Consider the following 21,676-nt stretch of genomic DNA (forward strand, 5'->3'; position numbering starts at 1 on the left):
TCAGATCCGACGGATACCCGCCCCCGGAACCACTCACGCACGGCTCAACGACCCCGCCAGCCACGGGACACGGCAGATCTCAAACACGGTCTCAGAGAGCTCCGGATGGAGTGGGCGGGCGTTCGGCGGAAGGGTGGCGTGTGATGGCGTGGGTGAGCTCGAACTTGTCTGCGCACTACCGGGTGTCGTTGATCTTGACGATGACGCCGACGGGGCTGGTCGCGGTGCGCGCGATGCGCAGCGGTGGGGTGCCCTTGGTCAGGTGGAGTTCGGCGGTTTCCGGGGAAGCCGTGGCGCCGACGTCTCACCGAACCGCAGGTGTCCCTGCGTCCTGGCCTCGGCCGACGCAGGTCGGCGCAGTCTGCGCCGCAGTCGCCGTACGCCGCAGCCGTCGGCCGATCGGGTCAAGAGACCGGACGGCGAGAGGTCGCGAGCCGGCCGGTGCAGGTCCGGGGTGGGCCAGTGCGGTGGGTGAGCCTGAAGTGGAGCCGCGTGGCCGGGAGTTGTGGCCCGGGTTCGGCTGGTCGTCCGGCGGATCCGACAGCTGCGGCCGCCCGGCTTACCCGGCCGAGGCGTAGGGCCAGGCCGGCGGGCCGGGAGGAAAGTACCCGGTCGCCTGGGCCCGGCGGGTGGACCATGCCACGCCGCCGGCCCCCGAGGCGAGTGTGGCCAGGCCGACCAGGAAGGCGACGGCCGGTATCAGGTAGCCGGAGGGGAGCAGGAGCGCCCACACCGCCGTCTGACCCGAGGCCACCAGCAGGAGCAGGCCGATCCGCACGGGCACTGCCAGCTTGGCGGTCAGCAGGCCGGTGACCAGACCGAGCACGGCGGCCGGTCCCGCCGTGATGAGCACTCCGGCAGCCAGGAAGAAGATCAGGGCGAAGATCACGTCGTACGCTCCCAATTGTTGGGACGGCAGGGGTACGTGACAGCCGATCGGCTGCCGCCGTGTTGCCCGGCCGACATCGAGTGATGCCATCCTGGCAGATACTTTGAACGTGTTCAATATTGATTCGGGGCAGTGTGACCGGAGTGGCTCTGCGTGCTGATGATCAGGTTGGTGAGGGTGTCTCCGCAGACCTCGCGCACTTTCTCCGAACGCTGCCGACGGCCGGCCGGTGAAGATCGTTCCTGCTGTCTGCGGCAGGTGCGCCGGGTGCGCGTTCTCCGTGCTCGTCGACGATGTTGAGCGCGTGCGTGCCGGGCGGGCCGGCCCCGACGGGATTGTGCGAGAGGCCCGCGGTCTGCGGAGCGATGGCCGAACGGGGCGCGGGTGCAGGTGTCCACGGCCGGTGGCAGGGAAGAAGCGGGCCGGTCGTGCAGGTCCGGGGTGGGCCAGTACGGTCTGTGAGCGTGAACAAGAAGTACGCTCTGCTGAACGCCATCAGGAAACCTAGGGGGCCATTCGTGGGGACCGACAGTGCCGAGCTCCGGCAGCCGGTGATGGCGGACGTGGCGAAGCTCGCCGGGGTGTCGCACCAGACCGTCTCGCGGGTGCTCAACGGTGCGCCGCACGTCCGCCCCGACACCCGGGACCGGGTGCTGGCCGCGATCCGGGAGTTGGACTACCGGCCGAACTCGGCAGCCCGGGCGCTGGTCACCAAGCGGTCCCAGACGCTCGGTGTGGTCAGCTTCGACAGCACCCTGTACGGTCCGGCCTCGATGTTGGACGGGATCGAGCAGGCCGCCCGCAGCGCCGGGTACTTCGTCAGCGTCGCGAGCCTGCGCTCGCTGGACAGCCGCTCGGTGCAGGAGGCGGTGGACCGGCTGCGCGACCAGGGCGTCGAGGGTGTGGTGGTGATCGCCCCGCAGATCTCGGCGGTCAGCGCGGTGGCCAAGCTGTCCAGTTCGGTGCCGGTGGTCGCGGTCGGTTCGGGGAACCAGGCCCGGGTGCCGATGGTGTCGGTCGACAACCAGGCAGGCGCCGCGGCGGCGACCCGGCACCTGCTGGACCTCGGCCACCGGACCGTCCATCACCTGGGCGGGCCGAGCGGCTGGTTGGAGAGCCAGGACCGGCAGGCCGGCTGGCGGCAGACGCTGGAAGCAGCCGGTGCCCAGGCGCCGGAGGTGCACAGCGGTGACTGGAGTGCCCGGTCGGGCTACCAGGCCGGGCTGCGGCTGGCCGAGGATCCCGAGGTCAGTGCGGTGTTCTGCGCGAACGACCACATGGCGCTCGGACTGCTGCGGGCCCTGCACGAGGCGGGCCGGTCGATCCCGGGGGACATCTCGGTGGTGGGCTTCGACGACATCCACGAGGCGGCGTACTTCACCCCGCCGCTGACCACCGTCCGGCAGGACTTCGGGGAGCTGGGCCGCCGGGCCCTGGGGCTGCTGGTCGACGCGGTCGCCGGTGTCGGGCACGCCCGCGAGCACGTACTGATCTCGGCGGAGCTGGTGCTGCGCCGCAGCAGCGGCCCGTTCGCCACCCGCCGCTGACGCCTGGTCGATCCCGCTGCGGCTGCTCCGCCGCAGCGGGCTGACGCCTGCCCGGAATCGACAGGACCCGGGCCGGTGGGCTTCGGGCTGCCGCGGCCCTGGGCGGCGGGGCTGGTCAAGATTGGGTAACTGGTCGCTGGGCCCTTGCCTCGGCCAATTGTTAGCGTTAACAATCTCACTCAGACGAAACATCACCGGCATCCCCCGTTCACCGAGGGGCGCCGGTGGTGGCCCCACCCTTTCGTGCTCGGGTCGCGCATCGCCCCCGGCCGCACCCTGCATCGCCCCCACCCGAGAGGAACCCCCAACATGTCCAAGAGAGCTGCGGTGGCCCTGGTCGCCACCGCGATGGCCGTCGCCCTCACCGCCTGTGGTTCCGGCGGCGGCTCGGGAGACAAGGCGGGCGGCAGCGGCGACAAGGCGCTCACCGTCGGTTTCTCCCAGGTCGGTGCGGAGAGCGGCTGGCGCACCGCCAACACCAAGTCGGTCCAGGATGCGGCGAAGAAGGCCGGGATCACCCTCAAGTTCTCCGATGCGCAGCAGAAGCAGGAGAACCAGATCAAGGCGATCCGCTCGTTCATCCAGCAGAAGGTGGACGTCATCGCCTTCTCGCCGGTGGTCGAGTCCGGCTGGGACACGGTGCTCAAGGAGGCCAAGGACGCCAAGATCCCGGTCGTCCTGACGGACCGTGCGGTGGACTCCAAGGACGAGTCGCTGTACGCCACCTTCCTCGGCTCCGACTTCGTCGAGGAGGGCAAGAAGGCCGGCGACTGGCTGGTCAAGGAGTACCAGGGCAAGACCGAGCCGGTGAACATCGTCGAGCTCCAGGGCACCACCGGCTCCGCCCCGGCGAACGACCGCAAGTCCGGCTTCGGCGACGTCATCAAGGGCGACGCGAAGTTCAAGGTGGTCGCCTCGCAGACCGGTGACTTCACCCGGGCCAAGGGCAAGGAGGTCATGCAGGCCTTCCTGAAGTCCCAGCCGAAGATCGACGTGCTCTACGCGCACAACGACGACATGGCGCTCGGCGCGATCCAGGCGATCGAGGAGGCCGGCAAGACGCCCGGCAAGGACATCAAGATCATCTCGGTGGACGGTGTCAAGGACGCCTTCACCGCGATGGCCGCGAGCAAGATCAACGTCGTGGTCGAGTGCAACCCGCTGCTCGGTGACCAGCTCATGGAGCTGATCAAGAAGGTCAAGAAGGGCGAGACCGTCGAGCGCCGGATCAAGACCGTCGAGGGCGTCTTCACCATGGACCAGGCAGCCGCCGCGCTGCCGACCCGTCAGTACTGACCCAGCCCGGTGAGGTGGGCGGCCGTCGGCGGACGGCCGCCCACCTCACCGACCACGAGAGGAGGAGCGGGTGCGAGCGCAACCGGTCCTGGAAGTACGGGGGATCCGCAAGGAGTTCCCCGGCGTGGTGGCACTGGACGGGGTCGACTTCCGACTCTTCCCCGGCGAGGTGCACGCGCTGATGGGCGAGAACGGCGCGGGCAAGTCCACCCTGATCAAGGTGCTCACCGGCGTGTACGAGTCGGACGGCGGCGAGGTCAGCCTGGCCGGGCAGACGGTACGGATCGGCGGTCCGCTGGAGGCCCAGCAGGCCGGCATCAGCACCGTCTACCAGGAGGTCAACCTCTGCCCGAACCTCTCGGTCGCGGAGAACATCTTCATCGGCCGCGAGCCCCGCCGGTTCGGTCTGATCCACTGGGCCGAACTCCGGCGCAGGGCCGCCGCGTCGGTGGCCGCGCTCGACCTGGACATCGACGTCACCGCCCCGCTGAACAGCCACTCGATCGCCGTCCAGCAACTGGTCGCGATCGTCCGCGCGGTGGACGTGCAGGCCAAGGTCCTGATCCTGGACGAGCCGACCTCCAGCCTGGACCGCGACGAGGTCCGCCAGCTCTTCACCGTGCTGCGCCGGCTGCGCGACCAGGGCGTGGCGATCCTGTTCGTCTCGCACTTCCTGGACCAGATCTACGAGATCTGCGACCGGCTGACCATCCTGCGCGGTGGCCGCCAGGAGGGCGAGTACCTGACCAGCGAGCTGAACCAGACCCAGCTGGTCGCCCAGATGATCGGCGGCGAGCTGACCGGTCTGGCCGAACTCGCCGACGCCACCCGCACCGAGCCCACCGGCACCTCCTTCCTGCGCGCCGAGGGCCTCGGCCGCCGGGGTGCGGTGGAGCCGTACGACCTGGCGATCCGGCCCGGTGAAGTGGTCGGCCTGGCGGGCCTGTTGGGCTCCGGTCGGACCGAGGCGGCCCGGCTGCTGTTCGGTGCGGACCAGAGCGACCAGGGGACCGTGAAGATCGACGGCGCCGTCACGGCGCTGCGCAGCCCCCGGTCCGCGATCGGGCACGGCATCGCGTTCTGCTCGGAGAACCGCAAGACCGAGGGCCTGGTCGGAGAACTGACGGTCCGGGAGAACATCGTGCTGGCCCTGCAGGCCGCGCGCGGCTGGACCCGACCGCTCTCCCGCGCGGCCCAGGACGAGCTGGCGATCCGCTGGATCCGGGCCCTGGACATCCGCCCGAACAACCCCGAGGCGCTGATCCGCAACCTCAGCGGCGGCAACCAGCAGAAGGTGCTGCTGGCGCGCTGGCTGATCACCGACCCCAAGCTGCTGATCCTGGACGAGCCGACCCGGGGCATCGACATCGGTGCCAAGACCCAGATCCAGAAACTGGTCGCCAAGCTGGCCGGTGACGGTATGTCGGTGCTGTTCATCTCGGCCGAGCTGGAGGAGGTGCTGCGCCTCAGCCACCGGGTCGGGGTGCTGCGCGACCACCGGTTGGTGGCCGAGCTGCGCAACGACGGCACGCTCACCCCGGAGCGGATCATGTCGACCATCGCGAGCGGAGCCACCTCATGAAGCTGGTGACCGGACACCGCCTGTTCTGGCCCGCCGTGGTGCTGATCGCACTGCTGCTCGCCAACCTGGCGTTCACCCCCGACTTCTTCGCGATCCGGCTCAGGGACGGGCACCTGTACGGGAGCCTGATCGACATCCTGCACTTCGGCTCGCCGCTGATCCTGGTCGCGCTCGGCATGACGCTGGTGATCGCCACCGGCGGGATCGACCTCTCGGTCGGTTCCACCGTGGCCATCGCGGCAGCGCTGGCCTGCCTGCACATCAGCGAGTCCGACGACCCGGGCAGCGTCGGCACGGTGCTGACGGCGGTGGCGATCGCGCTCGGCGTGGCGCTGCTGCTCGGCGCCGCCAACGGTGTGCTGGTGGCCCGGATCGGGGTACAGCCGATCATCGCCACCCTGATCCTGATGGTCGCCGGGCGCGGCGTGGCCCAGCTCATCACGGACGGTCAGATCATCACCGTCACCAGCGAGCCCTTCAAGCTGATCGGCGGCGGGTACTGGCTCACCGTGCCGTTCTCGATCCTGCTGGCCGCCGCCGTGGTGCTGTTCGCCTCGATGCTCACCCGGCGCACCGCGCTCGGGCTGCTGCTCGAGTCGGTCGGCGGCAACCCGGTGGCCAGCCGGCTGGTCGGCATCCGGGCGGCCGGTCTGATCGGGCTGGTCTACGTGGTCAGCGCGCTCTGTGCGGCGCTGGCCGGGCTGATGATCAGCTCCAACGTCTCGGCGGCGGACGGCAACAACGCCGGGCTCTGGATCGAGTTGGACGCCATCCTCGCGGTGGTGGTCGGCGGCACCTCGCTGAACGGCGGGCGGTTCTCGCTCGGCGGCACGGTGCTCGGCGCACTGGTCATCCAGACCCTGTCCACCACCGTCTACACCATCGGCATCCCGCCGGAGACCACCCTGGTCTTCAAGGCCGTCGTGGTGATCGCCGTCTGTCTGGTCCAGTCGCCGGTGTTCCGGGCCAAGGCCGCCCGCCGCAAGTCCGGCGCGCGGCACGGCAACCGGCCGGTGGCATCGAAGAAGCTGGAGGTCGGCGCATGAGCACCGACACCGTCCTGTCCACGCTGACCCGGCGCGGCCGGGGCCAGATCCCGATGCTGGTCACCTCCGTCCTGCTGGTGGTGATGTTCGCCGCCGGGTCGGTGAGTTACGACGGTTTCCTCTCCGGTCAGGTGCTGCTCAACCTGCTGATCGACAACGCCTTCCTGCTGGTGGTCGCGGTCGGGATGACCTTCGTGATCCTGACCGGCGGCATCGACCTCTCGGTCGGCGCGATGGTCGCACTGTCCACCATGATCTCCGCCTGGCTGGTCCAACTGCACGGCTGGCCACCACTGTTGGTGATCCCGCTGGTGCTGGCGATCGGCACCGGGGCGGGCCTGGCGATGGGCTGGGTGATCCACACCTTCGAGATCCAGCCGTTCATCGTCACGCTGGCCGGCATGTTCCTGGCCCGCGGCCTCTGCTACACGATCAGCATCGACTCGATCTCGATCACCGACCCGACGTACACCTCGATGGCCCAGACCCGCATCCCGCTGGGCGAGTTGTTCATCTCGCCGAGCGTGCTGATCGCCGTGCTGGCGGTCGTGGCGGCGTTCGTGGTGCTGCACTACAGCCGCTTCGGCCGGAACGTGTACGCGCTCGGCGGCAGCGAGCAGTCCTCGGTGCTGATGGGGCTGCCGGTGTCCCGGACGAAGATCGGCGTGTACGGCGTGAGCGGCTTCTGCTCGGCGCTCGGCGGCGTGCTGATGACCTTCTACATGCTCTCCGGCTACGGCCTGCACGCGGTGGGGCTGGAGCTGGACGCGATCGCCGCCGTGGTGATCGGCGGCACGCTGCTCACCGGTGGCACCGGCTACCTGCTCGGCACCGTGCTGGGTGTGCTGGTGCTCGGCCTGATCCAGACCGTGATCAGCTTCCAGGGCACGCTCAGCTCGTGGTGGACCAGGATCGTGATCGGCGCCCTGCTGTTCGTCTTCATCCTGCTCCAGCGGGTGCTGACGTCCCGTCGGCGCACCTAGTAACCAACGCACACAGTCTCCGCTCGCTGGACCGGCCCACCCGCTTCGGTCGCCCAGCAACGCGGCCCCGTTCCCAGGAGTTTCCCCGGAACGGCGGNNNCGGCGGACCGGCCGCCGGGCCCGCACCGTCGCGGACCCGCCCGGCGGCCGGAACCAGTACCCAGTGCAAGACCAACTCTCCAAGAACTTCCCAGAAGGACGTGAACGTGCCCTCTTCCCCCGAGGCCCCGGAGCGCTACGTCGTCGGCGTCGACTTCGGTACCCTGTCCGGCCGCGCCGTGGTGGTGCGGGTACGCGACGGCGAGGAGCTCGGCACCGCCGTCCACGAGTACCCGCACGGTGTGATCGAGCACCGACTGCCCGGCACTGACGCCCTGTTGCCCCCCGACTGGGCACTCCAGCACCCCGAGGACTGGCGCGAGGTGCTGCGCACCGCCGTCCCCGCCGCGCTGGCCGCGAGCGGCGTCGACCCGGCCGCCGTGATCGGCATCGCCACCGACTTCACCGCCTGCACCGTGCTCCCCGTGCGGGCCGACGGCACCCCGCTGGCCGAGACCGAGCTGGCCGAACGCCCGCATGCCTGGCCGAAGTTGTGGAAGCACCACGCGGCCCAGGGGCAGGCCGACCGGATCAACGAGCTGGCGCACCAGCGCGGGGAGAAGTGGATCAGCCGCTACGGCGGGAAGATCTCCGCCGAGTGGCAGTTCGCCAAGGCCCTCCAGCTGCTGGAGGAGGACCCGGCGGTCTACGCGGCCACCGAACGGTGGATCGAGGCCGCCGACTGGATCGTCTGGCAGCTCACCGGTGCCGAGAGCCGCAACACCTGTACGGCCGGCTACAAGGGCATCCTCCAGGACGGCAGTTACCCCTCCGAGGACTATCTCGCCGCCCTGCACCCCGACTTCGCCGACTTCGCCCGGACCCGCCTGGAGCACCCGCTCGCCCAACTCGGCTCCCGGGTCGGATCGCTTAACCCCGAGGCGGCCGGCTGGACCGGCCTGCCCGAGGGCATCGCGGTCGCCGCGGGCAATGTGGACGCCCACGTCGCCGCGCCCGCAGCCCAGGCCGTCGAGAACGGCCAGCTCCTCGCCATCATGGGCACCTCCACCTGCCACGTGGTCAACGGCGCCACCCTGGCCGACGTCCCCGGCATCTGCGGCGTGGTTGAGGGCGGTATCGTCCAGGGCGCCTACGGCTACGAGGCCGGGCAGAGTGCGGTCGGCGACATCTTCGCCTGGTGGCTGCGCCAGGGCCTGCCTGCCGACTACCTGGCCGAGGCCGAGGCGGCCGGCTTGGACGCCCACCAGCTGCTCACCGACAAGGCCGCCGGCCAGCCGGTCGGCGGGCACGGACTGGTTGCGCTGGACTGGCTGAACGGCAACCGCTCCACCCTGGTGGACCACCACCTCTCCGGTGTGATCGTCGGCCTGACCCTGGCCACCCGGCCGGAGGAGATCTACCGCGCGCTGCTCGAGTCCACCGCCTACGGCACCCGTACCATCGTCGAGGCGTTGGAGCAGGGCGGCGTGCCCGTCACCGAGTTCATCGTCACCGGCGGGCTGAAGAAGAACGCCCTGCTGATGCAGATCTACGCCGACGTGCTGCGCCGCCCGGTCTCGCTCGCCGCCTCCGCCCAGGGCCCGGCGCTCGGCTCCGCCATCCACGCCGCCGTCGCCGCCGGGGCCCACCCCGACGTCCGGACCGCCGCCGCCGCGATGGGCCGGGTGGAACGGAGCGCGTACCTGCCGGACCCCGAGCGGGCCGACGCCTACGACGCGCTGTTCGCCGAGTACGCCGAACTGCACCGGCACTTCGGCACCGGCGCCGACAAGCAGCTGCACCGGCTGCGCCGCATCCGCAACACCGCACTCACCCAGATTGGCGAGGCCTCATGACCGACCTCATCCAGCTGCTCCGACGCCAGGTCAGCGACCTGCACCAGGAGTTGGTCCGCTACCAGCTGGTGGTCTGGACGGCAGGCAACGTCTCCGCCCGGGTCCCCGGCGAGAACCTGATGGTGATCAAGCCCAGCGGCGTCTCGTACGACGAGCTGACGCCCGAGAACATGATCCTGTGCGACCTCGACGGCACGGTGATCGAGGGCGCGCACTCGCCGTCCTCCGACACCGCCGCGCACGCCTACGTCTACCGCCACATGCCCGAGGTCGGGGGAGTGGTGCACACCCACTCCACGTACGCCTGCGCCTGGGCCGCCCGGGGCGAGGCCGTCCCGTGCGTACTCACCGCGATGGCCGACGAGTTCGGCGCCGAGATCCCGATCGGCCCGTTCGCGCTGATCGGTGACGACTCGATCGGGCGCGGCATCGTGGAGACCCTGCGCGGCCACCGCTCGCCCGCCGTGCTGATGAAGAGTCACGGCGTCTTCACCATCGGCAAGGACGCCAAGGCCGCCGTCAAGGCCGCCGTGATGTGCGAGGACGTCGCCCGCACCGTGCACATCTCCCGCCAGCTCGGCGAACCGCTGCCGATCGCGCAGAGCGACATCGACAGCCTCAACTTCCGGTACCAGAACGTGTACGGCCAGCAGTCAGTCAAGGAGACCCACGCATGAAGTCGACCGAAGGCCGCGAGATCTGGTTCCTGACCGGCAGCCAGGGCCTCTACGGCGAGGACACGCTCCGTCAGGTGGCCGAACAGTCCCAGCAGATCGCCGAGACCCTGGGCGCCTCCGGCCTCCCGGTCAAGGTGGTCTGGAAGCCCGTGCTGACCGACGCGAGCGCGATCCGGCGGATGTGCCTGGACGCCAACTCGGCGGACGAGTGCGTCGGCCTGATCGCCTGGATGCACACCTTCTCGCCGGCCAAGATGTGGATCGCCGGGCTGGACGCCCTGCGCAAGCCGCTGCTCCACCTGCACACCCAGGCCAACGTCGAACTGCCCTGGGGCACCATCGACATGGACTTCATGAACCTGAACCAGGCCGCCCACGGCGACCGCGAGTTCGGCCACATCCAGTCCCGTCTCGGCGTCGCCCGCAAGACCGTCGCCGGGCACGTCAGTGACCCCTCGGTGGTCCGTCGGGTGGCGTCCTGGGCCCGGGCCGCCGCAGGCCGCGCCGAGCTCTCCCAGCTCAAGCTCGCCCGGTTCGGCGACAACATGCGCGACGTCGCGGTGACCGAGGGCGACAAGGTCGAGGCGCAGCGGCGGTTCGGCGTCTCGGTCAACACCTACGGCGTCAACGACCTGGTCGACGTGGTCGACGCGACCGGTGACGCCGAGATCAGCGATCTGGTCAAGGAGTACGAGGAGCTCTACCGGCTCGCCCCCGAGCTGCGTCTGGGCGGCGAGCGGCACGACTCGCTGCGGTACGCCGCCCGGATCGAGCTCGGCCTGCGCAGCTTCCTGGAGGAGGGCGGCTTCCGCGCCTTCACCACCAACTTCGAGGACCTCGGCGGGCTGCGCCAGCTGCCCGGCCTGGCCGTCCAGCGCCTGATGGCCGACGGGTACGGCTTCGGCGGCGAGGGCGACTGGAAGACGTCCGTGCTGCTGCGCACCCTCAAGGTGATGGCCAACGGCCTGGAGGGTGGCACCTCCTTCATGGAGGACTACACCTACCACCTGGAGCCCGGGCGGGAGTTGATCCTCGGTGCGCACATGCTGGAGGTCTGCCCGAGCATCGCCGCCGCCACCCCGTCCTGCGAGATCCACCCGCTCGGCATCGGCGGCCGGGAGGACCCGGTCCGGCTGGTCTTCGACGCCGCGCCCGGCCCGGCCGTGGTGGTCGGCCTGGCCGACATGGGCGACCGGTTCCGGCTGGTGGCCAACGAGATCGACGTGGTCGAGCCCGCCGCCCCGCTGCCCAGCCTTCCGGTGGCCCGCGCGGTCTGGCAGCCCCGGCCCGACTTCCGGACCTCGGCCGAGGCCTGGCTGGCCGCGGGTGCGCCGCACCACACCGTGCTCAGCAGCGCGCTGGGCGCGGAGGAACTGGACGACCTGGCCGAGATGCTCTCCACCGAACTGGTGCTGATCGACGCCGACACCACCATCCGTCAGCTCACCAAGGAGCTGCGCTGGAACCAGGCGTACCACCGCCTGGCGCAGGGCTTCTGAGCCCCCAATTGCCGGTCGGTCTAAGCCCGCTGGGGCGGCACCCGCACGGGTGCCGCCCCACACGTATTGACCTCACGAACGGAGCGCCGCGCGATGACCGGTGACCTGACCATCCAGCACCACCCGGCAGGCGAGCTGCCGGACGGCCGAACCATCGACCGCTGGGTCTTCGGCACGGCGGGCGGTGTCACGGCGGAGGTGCTGAGCCTCGGCGCCCGCCTGCAGTCGCTGCACGCCCCGGACCGGGACGGCCGACGGGCCAACGTGGTGCTCGGTGGCACCTCGACCGCTGAACTACTCGGCGAAGCGGCGTACTTCGGCGCCACCGTGGGCCGCTACGGCAACCGGATCGCGGGCGGCGAGCTGCTACTGGACGGGGCCGTGCACCGGCTCGCCACCCAGCCGAACGGCCACACCCTGCACGGCGGCCCGGACGGCTTCGCCACCCGACTGTGGGGCGGGGAGCAGGTGCGGGACGCCGGCCGGGTGGGCGTCCGGCTGACGTTGCACAGCGCGGACGGTGACCAGGGCTTCCCCGGTGCGCTGGACGTGACGGTGACGTACCTGCTGGACGGCGCAGGTGAGCTGACGGTCTCGTACGAGGCGGTCACCGATGCCCCGACCGTGGTGAACCTGACCAACCACGCCTACTTCAACCTGGGCGGCGAGGGCAGCGGGATGGTGCTGGACCACCTGCTTCAGGTGGCGGCGGACCAGTACCTGCCGGTGGACCGGGAGTTGATCCCGTTCGGGGCGCCCGAACCGGTCACGGGGACGCCGTTCGACCTCACCGCGCCGACCGGCCTGGGCGGGCGGGTCTCGGCGGCGCACCCGCAGATCTGGCTGGCCGGGGACGGGTTCGACCACAACTGGGTGCTCCGGCCGGGAGAGGGGCTGCGGCAGGCGGCCACGCTGTTCCACCCGGGCTCCGGCCGGCGGTTGGACTGCCTGACCACCGAGCCCGGCCTGCAGGTCTACACCGGCAACCACTTCGACGGCGGGCTGACCGGCCCTGGCGGCAGCCCGTACCGCCGGTACGCGGGCATCGCGCTGGAGACCCAGCACTTCCCGGACTCGCCGCACTTCCCCGACTACCCCTCCACCGTCCTGCGCCCGGGGGAGCGGTACCGGTCGACCACGGTCTACCGGCTGTCGGCGGCGTGACGCGCCCGTTCAGCCGACCAGCTGGTCGCCGAGCGTGCTGCGGCGGTACAGGACCTGCCGTCCGTCGCGCGCCCGGGTCAGCAGGCCGGTGGCGTGCAGGACGCGCAGATGCTGGGACACGGCACTGGGCGTGACCCGGAACCGGCGAGCGATCTCGGTGGTGGGCAGCGGCTCCTCGAGGAGAACGAGCAGCCGCGCCCTCGCCGCGCCGAGAAGTGACACCAGATCAGCGGAGCCGGCGGTCGTCGTCGCGGTCCACAAGGTCGCCACGCCACGGCTGGGGTACACCAGTACCGGCGCCTCCCCCGGGCCGACCGGGGGAGCGGGCTGGTGAGCGAAGACGGAGGGCACCAGGAGCAGTCCGCGACCGGACGCGGTGACCTCGTGACTGCTGATCATCTTCTCGATCCGCAGCACACCGTCCTGCCAGTGCAGGTTGGGGTGCATGCCGGCGAACAGCAGACGGGCGCCGCCCACGGCCAACTGCCGTGCGCGGTAGGTCATGTCGGCTTCCAGCAGCAGCCGCATCCGGGGCCAGGCCGGCTCCACGGCGATCTCCCAGTAGCGCCGCAGGAGCTCGCAGACGGTGTCACGGAGCTCGATGACCGGTGCCTCGGTGGTGGCGGTGGCGCCGGACAGGGCCGCGGGGAGCGGATCGGGTGCGTGGGCGGCCAGCAGATCGCGGCGCACCCGGTCCGGAGAGGTCGCGCCCACCACGGCCAGTTCGTCTTCGAAGGCGGGGGCGAAGCAGGCCGGACGGGGGGTCAGGAAGTCGGGGAGAGTGCGCCGCTGCGCCACCAGCGACATCAGCAGGTCCACGTCCAGGTCGAGCCCGCCCAGCCGGCCGAGGACGGATCTGCGCCATGGCAGGTGCAGGGCGGAGAGACCCGGGTCGCGCAGCACCCGCAGGCTGAAGACGGTCTCGCTCAGCGGCGAGAGCGCGAACCGGGTGTCCGCAAGGTCCTCGACGCCGAGCACGAAGCTGATCATTAAGTCACACGCTACATCGGTTGGCGGCGGGACGCGGATGTCGTGAACTTCCGGGCATGACAGAGACAGCTCCCGAGTTGAGCCGACGGATGCTCCTGCTGCTGGCCGTGACCTGTGCCGTGGCGGTGGGTACCGTCTACTTCCCGCAGGCGATCAGCCCCCTGGTCGCCACCGCCCTGCACGTGTCCGCCGATTCAGCCTCCCTGACGGTGACGGCCACTCAGATCGGCTACACCGCCGGGATGTTCCTGCTGGTGCCGCTCGGCGACCGGCTGCCGCATCGGCCGTTCCTGGTCACCCTGCTCGCCCTCACCGGGCTCGGCCTGCTCGCGGCGGGATGCGCGCCCACGCTGCCGCTCCTGGTCGCCGCCGGCCTGCTCGTCGGGACCACCACCGTGGCCGCGCCGGTCATCGGCCCGCTGGCGGCCGGCCTGGTGGCGGGCGATCGCCGGGGGGAGGTGACCGGCACCCTGCTGAGCGGGTCGATCGGCGGCATGCTGCTGGCCCGCACCTTCAGCGGGGCCCTCGGTGAGTGGCTGGGGTGGCGGGCCCCCTACCTGGTGGCCGGTGTCGTGGTCCTCCTGCTGGCGGCTGTCCTGGCCTGCACGCTGCCGCGGACCTCCGCGTCGTCGCGAGAGCCGTACCGGGTGTTGCTGACCGGGTCGCTGCGGTTGCTGCGCACCGAGCCGGAACTGCGGCGTTCCTGCTGCTACCAGGCGACGGTCTTCGCGGGGTTCTCGGCCGTGTGGACCTGCCTGGCGCTACTGCTCACCGGTCCGGCCTACGACTTCGGCAGCCAGGCGGTGGGGATGCTCGCCCTGGTCGGCGCGGCCACCATGCTCTGCACTCCGCTCGCCGGGCGGCTGGTGGACCGCAAGGGGCCCGATCCGGTGAACCTGGTCTGCCTGCTCGGGGTGGTGCTCGCGGCCGCGGTTCTCGCCGCGGGCGGCTCAGGCGGTGCAGTGGGGCTGACCGCACTGACGGTCGGCACGCTGCTGCTCGACGTGGCGATGCAGTGCGGGATGGTGGCCAATCTGGCGCGGGTCTTCAGCCTCCGCCCCGACGCGCGCAGTCGGTTGAACACCGCCTACATGACCTGCGCGTACCTGGGTGGCAGTGCGGGGTCCTGGCTCGGGGTCAGGGTGTACGGCCGGGCCGGGTGGTGGGGCGTGTGCGTGCTCGTCGCGGCGCTCGNCGTAGGGCACCCTTTGCGCGCCCTTACGGTGCACGACACACCCCTGATGGGGCGTGGGACGAGACGAGTCCCACGCCCCATCGGTGCGTCGGCTCTGGCCCGCCACCTAGTGCCGTGCCCCAGGCCGGTGGCGAGGTGATCCGACCGAGACCGTCCAGTGCCTTGACTGATCGACTGTGAGCGTTAACATTCTCGACACGCGGTCGAGACGAACGGCGGGGTGTCGGCGGAATCCACGAGCCCTCGCGCCGAACAGCCGCGCCCCGCCCCGCCTTTGACGGAGAGCACCCTGTGCCCGCGGGAGAGCCGCTCCGCGTCCCCCCGCGCGGTGCGAACGTCCGGAAGGGACCCTCAGTGACCCGTACTCGTCCGTGGCTCGCGCTGCTGTTCGCGCTGGTGGCGCTGATCGGCAGCAGCCTGACCTTCGCCGGGCAGCCGGCCACCGCCGCCGCCGGGCGCGCGTACACCAACCCGGTCAAGTCCCAGAAGGGGGCGGACCCTTGGCTGGAGTACTACAACGGCAACTACTACCTGGTGACCACCTCCTGGTCGTCCGAGATCACCATGCGCAAGTCGCCGACCCTGGCCGGGCTGGCGACCGCCCCGAGCGTGCAGATCTTCAAGGACACCAACCCGAACCGGTGTTGCAACATCTGGGCCCCGGAGATCCACCTTCTGAACGGGAAGTGGTACCTGTACTACGTCGCCGGCCAGGGCATCGCGGACTACAACTCCACCCAGCGGATGCACGTCGCGGAGAGCGCCGGCACCGACCCGATGGGCCCGTACACCTTCAAGAACGACCTGGGAGCACCAGGTAACGACACCTGGCTGATCGACGGCAGCGTGCTCAAGGTCGGCAGCGCGCTCTACCTGCTCGGCAGCGCCTTCAGCGGCGGCACGCAGAACCTGGTGATCGCGCCGATGAGCAACCCGTACACGGTGAGTGGTGCGCTGAGCGTCATCTCGACGCCGACGTACAGCTGGGAGAAGTCCGGCGCGGCCGTCAACGAGGGCCCGGAGCCGCTGTATCACGACGGCAAGACCTTCATCGTGTACTCCGGGAGCTACTGCACCACACCCGACTACAAGCTCGGCCAGCTGGAACTGACCGGCAGCAACCCGCTGTTGGCCTCGTCCTGGACGAAGAGGTCGACGCCGGTGTTCCAGCGCAACGATGCGGCGGGGGTGTACGGACCGGGGCACAACGGGTTCTTCAAGTCACCCGACGGGACCGAGGACTGGATCGTCTACCACGCCAACAACTCGGCGAGTGGCGGCTGCGACAACAACCGGACCACCCGGGCGCAGAAGTTCACCTGGAACGCGGACGGTACGCCGAACTTCGGGGTGCCGGTCGGAGCGGGTGTGACGCTGTCCGGCCCGTCGGGGGAGACGGCGGCGACGCCGACGAGCTACTCCCTGGTGAACCGGAACAGTGGAAAGTGCCTTGACCTGGTGGACGGTTCGTCGGCCGACGGGGCGAACGTGCGGCAGTTCACCTGCAACGGTGCGGCTGCTCAGAAGTGGCGGGTGGAGGACCAGGCGGACGACACCAGCCGGCTGGTGAACGTCGCGAGCGGCAAGGTGCTGGATCTGGCGGACTGTTCCGGCGCCGACGGTGCCGATCTGCGGCAGTGGTCGTGGCTGAACAACAGCTGCCAGCGGTTCCGGCTGGTGATCAGCGACTCCGGCGGCTGGGTCCGGCTGGTGAACGCGAGCAGCGGCAAGGTCGCCGATGTCGCCAACTGCGGTACGGCCGACGGCGCCGACGTCCGGCAGTGGACCTGGTTGAACAACGCCTGCCAGCAGTGGCAGCTCACCGCGAACTGAGGAGAAGAGCCATGACGAAGACCCGTTCGCTGGCGGTCGGTGCCGCCGTGCTGGCCGCGCTGATGCTGCCGGTGGCCCCCGCGCAGGCAGCCACCCCTGCCTCGCCGGCCGTCTCGTACAGCAACACCCTGATCAGCCAGCGTGCCGACGCGCAGATCTACAAGCACACCGACGGCTACTACTACTTCACGGCCACCGCCCCGGAGTACGACCGGATCATCCTGCGCCGGGCCACCAGCATCCAGGGCCTGGCCACCGCGCCGGAGACGGTGATCTGGACCAAGCACGCGAGCGGCGCGATGGCCAACCACATCTGGGCGCCGGAGATCCACTTCATCGACGGCAAGTGGTACGTCTACTTCGCAGCCGGGGACTCCGCCGACCAGTGGAAGATCCGGATGTACGTGCTGGAGAGCTCGGCCGCCAACCCGGTCACCGGCGGTTGGACCGAGAAGGGCCAGATCGCCACCCCGATGGACAGTTTCGCGCTGGACGCCACCACCTTCGTGGTCAACGGCACCCGCTACCTGAGCTGGGCCCAGAAGGACCCGGCGATCGCGACCAACTCCAACGTCTACATCGCCAAGCTCGCCAACCCCTGGACCATCAGCGGGACTCCGGCCCGGCTGACCGTGCCGACGTACGCCTGGGAGACGGTCGGCTACAAGGTCAACGAGGGCCCCGCGGTGATCCAGCACGGCGGGAAGGTCTTCATGACCTTCTCCGCCGCCGCCACCGACAGCAACTACTGCCTCGGCCTGCTCACGGCTTCGGCGAGCAGTGACCTGACCAACCCGGCCTCCTGGGCCAAGACCGCGACCCCGGTCTTCACCAGCAACGCGGCGACCTCCCAGTACGGCCCCGGGCACAACCAGTTCACCACCTCCGAGGACGGCAAGAGCGACATCCTCGTCTACCACGACCGGGGCTACAAGGACATCACCGGCGACCCGCTGAACGACCCGAACCGCCGGACCCGGGTGCAGAAGCTGTACTGGAACTCCGACGGCACGCCCAACTTCGGTATCCCGGTGGCGGACGGGACGACGCCGGTGCGGCTGTCCTCGTACAACTACCCCGACCGGTACATCCGCCACTGGGAGTACCGGGCCCGGCTGGACGCGGACGTCGCCAACCTGGCCGACTCGCAGTTCCGCACGGTCACGGGTCTCGCCGGCTCCGGCACGGTGTCGCTGGAGTCCGCCAACTTCCCGGGCTACTACCTGCACTCGCGCAGCAACGGCGAGGTCTGGGTGGAGAAGAACGACGGCACCACCGCGTTCAAGGACAGCGCCAGCTTCTACCAGCGGGCCGGTCTCGCCGACGCGGCGGGCGTCTCCTACGAGTCGTACAGCCTGCCGGGCCGGTACGTGCGGCACTACGACTACCTGCTCCAGGTGCAGGCGGTGAGCACCACGGTCGCCAAGGCCGACGCGACGTTCTACCAGCAGTAGCCCCCCATTACGTCCGGCCGTGCCCTCCCCCAACCTCTGCGGGTACGGCCGGACCTGTCTCCGATGGAGTAGACACCTTGTCAGGAACCCTTCGCCGCCTCGCGGCCACGCTCGCAGCCACCTTCGTCCTCGCGGGCCTGCCCGTCGGCGGGGCCGAAGCCGCCGCGCCCCCGGCCGGCTCGGCGACGCGGTACACGATGACCGCGTTCACCAACACCAGCGAGTCCAACATGTACGTCTACGACTCCCCGGACGGCACCGGCTACCGGCTGGTCAAGTCCTCGGCGTACACGCCGCCTTCGGGCCTGATCCGCGACCCGAGCATCATCCGGCACACCGACGGCAAGTACTACATCACGTACACCACGAACTGGTCCGGCGACACCATCGGCTTCGCCTCCAGCACCGACCGGGTGAACTGGACCTTCCTCGGCAACCACACCATCCCGCTGGCCGGCCTGCAGCGCACTTGGGCGCCCGAGTGGCACGTGGACACCGACGGCAGCGTCAACGTGATCGTCTCGCTCTCCACCTCGGCCTCGGGCGCGGACTTCCAGCCGTACCGGCTGACGGCGACCAACTCGGCGCTCACGTCGTGGAGTTCGCCGACGGCGCTGGCCGGGATCACGGGGAACCACATCGACACCTTCGTGGTGAAGATCGGCTCGACCTACCACGCGATCACCAAGAACGAGACCACCAAGTACCTGGAGCACGCCACCTCGAGCAGCCTCGGCGGCCCGTACACGATCACCGGTACCGGGAACTGGTCCGGCTGGGGCAACTGGGTGGAGGGCCCGGCGCTGGTGCAGCTCGACAACGGCGGCTGGCGGATCTACTACGACGGCTACAGCGCGCACAAGTACTACTACAGCGACAGCTACGACGGACTCGCCACCTGGTCCACGCCGACCGAACTGCCCGGACTCACCGGTTTCGCCCGGCACTTCACCGTGCTGAAGGAGACCGTCGCCGGGGGCGCCACGCTGCCGGTCAACACCACCCGTTCGCTGCAGTCCGTGAACTACCCCGGACGGTACGTCAGTTCGCGCAGCGGCCTCGGCTACCTCGACCCGGTGACCACCGCCAGCAGCGCCACCGTCAAGCAGGACGCCACCGTGACGGTGGTGCCCGGCCTGGCCGACGCCAACTGCTACTCGCTGCGCGCCGCCGACGGCCGCTACCTGCGCCACTGGGACTTCAAGCTCCGGCTCGACAGCAACGACGGCAGCACCGCCTTCCGGGGCGACGCCACCTACTGCGCCCGCCCCGGCTCGGCGGCCGGCTCGGTCTCGCTGGAGTCCTACAACTACCCCGGGCGCTACCTGCGCCACTACAACTACGAGCTGCGGGCCGACGTCTACCAGGACAGCGACACCTTCCGCGCCGACAGCTCCTTCCAGGTGGTCAGCCCCTGGGCCTGATGCTGATCCCGCCGTGACGGTCGGCGACACACCGCGTCCGGAGCAGGGTGATTGCCTGGGCCGGGCGGGGGGATCAGGCTGTGGCACATGAGCACGGAGAGTGGGCGCGCGGGCTGGGACATCCGGAGGGCCGGGCCGGAGGGGGCCGGGCGTCGGGTGCTGATGCTTCCGGGCGGGATGTGTACGACGGAGTTCTACGCGGATCTGATGGCCGAGCCCGCGCTGGCGGATGCCGGGCTCGGCATGGTGGCGGTGACGCTGCCGGGGTTCGGGCGGACCCCGCCGCCGGAGGATCTGACGATGGAGAACTACGCCAGGCTGATGGGGGAGTTCGCCGCCGAGGCGGGCTGCGACGTGCTGGTGGGGCACAGCATGGGAGCGAACGTGGCGATCGAGATGGCGGCGGCCGGGGTGTTCTCGGGGCCGGTGGTGCTGCTGTCGCCGACGTTCTCCCGCCGGGACGAGGCGAAGTTCCTGGAGGTGATGGACCACGTGGGCCGGGTGCCGGGCCTGGGCCCGCTGGCGTGGGCGGCGATGATGAAGACCTTGCCGAGGGCGATGAAGCGCGAGCTCCCGCCGGAGCGCGCGGACGTGTTGGCGGCGGACCTCGGCCGGAACGATCCGAGGTTCTGTCGCCGGAGTGTGCGGCGCTACTACGAGTACCTGGACCGGCACGGGTCCCTGGTCGCCCGGCTGTGCGACTCGGGGGTGCCGGCGTGGGTGGTGCGCGGCGACCGCGACGAGATCGGGCTGGCTGAGGAGGAACTCCAGGGGTTGCGGGCGTGCTCCCGGGTCACGATGGTCACGGTGCCGGACGCGGGGCACATGGCGCTGGTGGAGCAGCCCGCGCGGATCGCCGAGGTGATCGTCGAGGCGGCCGGGGCGGGCCCGGGGCGGGGGTGACCGCAAGACGGCAGGCCGGATCTCCGCTTGCGGCCCACACCGGCCGGCGCGTCGTCAGGGCGGCGTCGGGCAGGAGGTGTCGCCCGAGCCGGCCAGCGTGATCAGGACCACCGCCACCGTGAGCACCGCGAAGGCCGTCGACAGCAGCTCGGTGAACGTCCTGGCCTCGGGCTCGAAGTCGGCTTTCCTGGCGATCCAGCCGCCTGTCCAACCGCCGAGGTACACCGCTGCGAGCTCCAGGACGAACGCCACGGGCAGTGCGGCCGACAGTGCGGCTTGTGAGCCGGGCTCCAGGTGGCTCTCACACCCCTGCCATCGCTGCCCGATCTCGATGACCGTCCCCACCGCCCCGAGCCCCGCCGCTATCGGCCCCAGGCAACCGAGCTTGACCCACATGCGCAACTTCAACCCCCTCTGTCACAGCCTCGGACGCCAATCGGTGACGGGCGGTTGCGTTGGCCACCGTCACCGTCGCATCCGGCTCGGTCCGGTGAGATGCGCCGTCATAGCCTGCTAGCCGCCGGAGGACCAGCCTCGGCGGCGGAGGCGTTCGAAGCCGTCGAGGAGCAGGTCCAGGGCGAACTCGAACTCGAACTGGTCGTCACATCCGGGGCCCACGACGGAAGTCTCGTCGTGGGCCCCGGCCATGGCCAGCTCGGCGATGTGCGGGTAGTTCGCCGCCAGCGCCTGCAGTACGGCCGGGTCGGCCGGGCCGGGGCCGGGGGAGTCGTCGAAGAGTTCCTGGGTGAAGCCGAGCAGCCGGCTGCCGAGCGCGTGCATCGCGTGGTGGGTGAGGTCGACCGAGAATCCGCCGGTACGGAAGAGGCCGATCACCGAGTCGGTGTACCCGAGCAGCGCCGGGGTCGGGGCGGTGCGGGACTGGATCACCCTGGCCGCCCAGGCGTGGCCGAGCAGCGCGCTGCGGGCGGCGAGGATGCGCGCCCGGACGGTGCTCTGCCAGTCCGGGCCCGGGACCGGCGGGCCGATCTCGCCGAGCACGAAATCGACCATGCCGTCCAGGAGTTGGTCCTTGTTGGCGACGTGCTTGTAGAGCGCCATCGGCACCACGCCCAGCTCCTGCGCGAGCTTGCGCATGCTGAGGGCGTCGATCCCGGTCTCGTCCGCGAGCGCGACGGCGGCGCGCAGTACCCGGTCGCGGCTCAGCGGCGCCCGGCGGGTCGGCTCCGGCAGCCGAGTCATCGTCAACTCCCTCGTGGTGGCCGGCGGACCCGAGTGTACGGCGTACGCCTAATCTCTGCGGAAGGTGTACGCCGTACACCTGTCCGTGGGGAGGGTACT

18 protein-coding genes are annotated in these 21,676 nt (G+C 70.4%); 14 read left to right on the top strand and 4 right to left on the bottom strand.

The window, feature by feature from the left end:
• Window positions 1-559: 559 nt before the first annotated feature.
• Entirely contained in the window at window positions 560-904 is a 345-nt protein-coding gene (locus tag ASC99_RS23835; protein ID WP_157543726.1) for a hypothetical protein, read from the bottom strand.
• A 539-nt stretch (window positions 905-1,443) separates the two neighbouring features.
• On the opposite strand from ASC99_RS23835, the gene ASC99_RS23840 reads away from it, so the two are divergent.
• The 9 genes from ASC99_RS23840 (at window position 1,444) to ASC99_RS23880 (ending at window position 12,578) form a co-directional block, all read left to right on the top strand.
• Entirely contained in the window at window positions 1,444-2,436 is a 993-nt protein-coding gene (locus ASC99_RS23840; protein ID WP_057235590.1) for a LacI family DNA-binding transcriptional regulator, read from the top strand.
• Window positions 2,437-2,745: 309 nt separating this feature from the next.
• Window positions 2,746-3,732 carry an ABC transporter substrate-binding protein gene (locus ASC99_RS23845; protein ID WP_057235424.1) on the top strand — a complete coding sequence of 329 codons (987 nt, stop codon included), beginning with the start codon at window positions 2,746-2,748 and terminating at the stop codon, window positions 3,730-3,732.
• Between the two features lie 70 nt (window positions 3,733-3,802).
• A complete protein-coding gene (locus ASC99_RS23850) occupies window positions 3,803-5,314 on the top strand; it encodes a sugar ABC transporter ATP-binding protein (RefSeq protein ID WP_057235427.1) in 1,512 nt (503 codons plus the stop codon).
• Window positions 5,311-6,360 carry an ABC transporter permease gene (locus tag ASC99_RS23855; protein ID WP_057235430.1) on the top strand — a complete coding sequence of 350 codons (1,050 nt, stop codon included), beginning with the start codon at window positions 5,311-5,313 and terminating at the stop codon, window positions 6,358-6,360. The genes ASC99_RS23850 and ASC99_RS23855 overlap by 4 nt, the downstream gene beginning before the upstream one ends.
• Window positions 6,357-7,343, top strand: a complete 987-nt coding sequence (gene yjfF / locus ASC99_RS23860) for a galactofuranose ABC transporter, permease protein YjfF (protein ID WP_157531707.1) — start codon at window positions 6,357-6,359, stop codon at window positions 7,341-7,343. The genes ASC99_RS23855 and yjfF overlap by 4 nt, the downstream gene beginning before the upstream one ends.
• 200 nt (window positions 7,344-7,543) lie before the next feature.
• Window positions 7,544-9,238 (top strand): ribulokinase, encoded by a 1,695-nt coding sequence (locus ASC99_RS23865; protein WP_057235434.1) that lies wholly within the window; start codon window positions 7,544-7,546, stop codon window positions 9,236-9,238.
• Window positions 9,235-9,915: an L-ribulose-5-phosphate 4-epimerase gene (locus tag ASC99_RS23870; RefSeq protein ID WP_057235437.1), complete on the top strand. Its 681-nt coding sequence runs from the start codon at window positions 9,235-9,237 to the stop codon at window positions 9,913-9,915. Before ASC99_RS23865 ends, ASC99_RS23870 begins: the two co-directional genes overlap by 4 nt.
• The gene (gene araA, locus ASC99_RS23875; RefSeq protein WP_057235440.1) at window positions 9,912-11,414 is read left to right on the top strand and encodes an L-arabinose isomerase; all 1,503 of its coding nucleotides are present in this window, start codon (window positions 9,912-9,914) and stop codon (window positions 11,412-11,414) included. The genes ASC99_RS23870 and araA overlap by 4 nt, the downstream gene beginning before the upstream one ends.
• Window positions 11,415-11,507: 93 nt before the next feature.
• The gene (locus ASC99_RS23880; protein ID WP_057235443.1) at window positions 11,508-12,578 is read left to right on the top strand and encodes an aldose epimerase family protein; all 1,071 of its coding nucleotides are present in this window, start codon (window positions 11,508-11,510) and stop codon (window positions 12,576-12,578) included.
• 9 nt (window positions 12,579-12,587) lie between these two features.
• Here ASC99_RS23880 and ASC99_RS23885 read toward each other — a convergent pair whose 3' ends face one another.
• Window positions 12,588-13,568, bottom strand: coding sequence for an ArsR family transcriptional regulator (locus tag ASC99_RS23885; protein WP_057235446.1), 981 nt, complete (start codon window positions 13,566-13,568; stop codon window positions 12,588-12,590).
• Window positions 13,569-13,657: 89 nt separating this feature from the next.
• Between ASC99_RS23885 and ASC99_RS23890 the strand changes: the two genes are divergently transcribed.
• From ASC99_RS23890 to ASC99_RS23910, 5 genes are all read left to right on the top strand, one after another.
• The coding region (locus ASC99_RS23890; RefSeq protein ID WP_235583107.1) for an MFS transporter at window positions 13,658-14,762 on the top strand (1,105 nt) is incomplete at its 3' end.
• Window positions 14,763-15,117: 355 nt separating this feature from the next.
• The gene (locus ASC99_RS23895) at window positions 15,118-16,596 is read left to right on the top strand and encodes a family 43 glycosylhydrolase (protein ID WP_057235453.1); all 1,479 of its coding nucleotides are present in this window, start codon (window positions 15,118-15,120) and stop codon (window positions 16,594-16,596) included.
• Between the two features lie 11 nt (window positions 16,597-16,607).
• Window positions 16,608-18,050, top strand: a complete 1,443-nt coding sequence (locus ASC99_RS23900; RefSeq protein WP_057235456.1) for a family 43 glycosylhydrolase — start codon at window positions 16,608-16,610, stop codon at window positions 18,048-18,050.
• A 77-nt stretch (window positions 18,051-18,127) separates the two neighbouring features.
• The gene (locus ASC99_RS23905; RefSeq protein ID WP_057235458.1) at window positions 18,128-19,474 is read left to right on the top strand and encodes a glycoside hydrolase family 43 protein; all 1,347 of its coding nucleotides are present in this window, start codon (window positions 18,128-18,130) and stop codon (window positions 19,472-19,474) included.
• Window positions 19,475-19,561: 87 nt separating this feature from the next.
• On the top strand, window positions 19,562-20,377 hold the full coding sequence (locus ASC99_RS23910) for an alpha/beta fold hydrolase (RefSeq protein WP_157531708.1): 816 nt from the start codon (window positions 19,562-19,564) through the stop codon (window positions 20,375-20,377).
• A gap of 54 nt (window positions 20,378-20,431) precedes the next feature.
• On the opposite strand, the gene ASC99_RS23915 is transcribed toward ASC99_RS23910, so the two are convergent.
• Together ASC99_RS23915 and ASC99_RS23920 are read right to left on the bottom strand one after the other, a co-directional pair.
• Window positions 20,432-20,779: a hypothetical protein gene (locus ASC99_RS23915; protein ID WP_157531709.1), complete on the bottom strand. Its 348-nt coding sequence runs from the start codon at window positions 20,777-20,779 to the stop codon at window positions 20,432-20,434.
• A gap of 111 nt (window positions 20,780-20,890) precedes the next feature.
• Window positions 20,891-21,577: a TetR/AcrR family transcriptional regulator C-terminal domain-containing protein gene (locus ASC99_RS23920; RefSeq protein ID WP_057235467.1), complete on the bottom strand. Its 687-nt coding sequence runs from the start codon at window positions 21,575-21,577 to the stop codon at window positions 20,891-20,893.
• Between the last annotated feature and the right edge of the window lie 99 nt (window positions 21,578-21,676).

The organism is Kitasatospora sp. Root107, assembly GCF_001424875.1.
GTDB lineage: Bacteria > Actinomycetota > Actinomycetes > Streptomycetales > Streptomycetaceae > Kitasatospora.

Excerpts from the sequence above, each read along its gene's own strand:
- ASC99_RS23840 (WP_057235590.1), top strand. The coding sequence starts at position 1,444 with ATGGCGGACGTGGCGAAGCTCGCCGGGGTGTCGCACCAGACCGTCTCG.
- ASC99_RS23845 (WP_057235424.1), top strand. The coding sequence starts at position 2,746 with ATGTCCAAGAGAGCTGCGGTGGCCCTGGTCGCCACCGCGATGGCCGTC.
- ASC99_RS23855 (WP_057235430.1), top strand. The coding sequence starts at position 5,311 with ATGAAGCTGGTGACCGGACACCGCCTGTTCTGGCCCGCCGTGGTGCTG.
- yjfF (WP_157531707.1), top strand. The coding sequence starts at position 6,357 with ATGAGCACCGACACCGTCCTGTCCACGCTGACCCGGCGCGGCCGGGGC.
- ASC99_RS23870 (WP_057235437.1), top strand. The coding sequence starts at position 9,235 with ATGACCGACCTCATCCAGCTGCTCCGACGCCAGGTCAGCGACCTGCAC.
- araA (WP_057235440.1), top strand. The coding sequence starts at position 9,912 with ATGAAGTCGACCGAAGGCCGCGAGATCTGGTTCCTGACCGGCAGCCAG.
- ASC99_RS23880 (WP_057235443.1), top strand. The coding sequence starts at position 11,508 with ATGACCGGTGACCTGACCATCCAGCACCACCCGGCAGGCGAGCTGCCG.
- ASC99_RS23885 (WP_057235446.1), bottom strand. The coding sequence starts at position 13,568 with ATGATCAGCTTCGTGCTCGGCGTCGAGGACCTTGCGGACACCCGGTTC.
- ASC99_RS23900 (WP_057235456.1), top strand. The coding sequence starts at position 16,608 with ATGACGAAGACCCGTTCGCTGGCGGTCGGTGCCGCCGTGCTGGCCGCG.
- ASC99_RS23910 (WP_157531708.1), top strand. The coding sequence starts at position 19,562 with ATGAGCACGGAGAGTGGGCGCGCGGGCTGGGACATCCGGAGGGCCGGG.
- ASC99_RS23920 (WP_057235467.1), bottom strand. The coding sequence starts at position 21,577 with ATGACTCGGCTGCCGGAGCCGACCCGCCGGGCGCCGCTGAGCCGCGAC.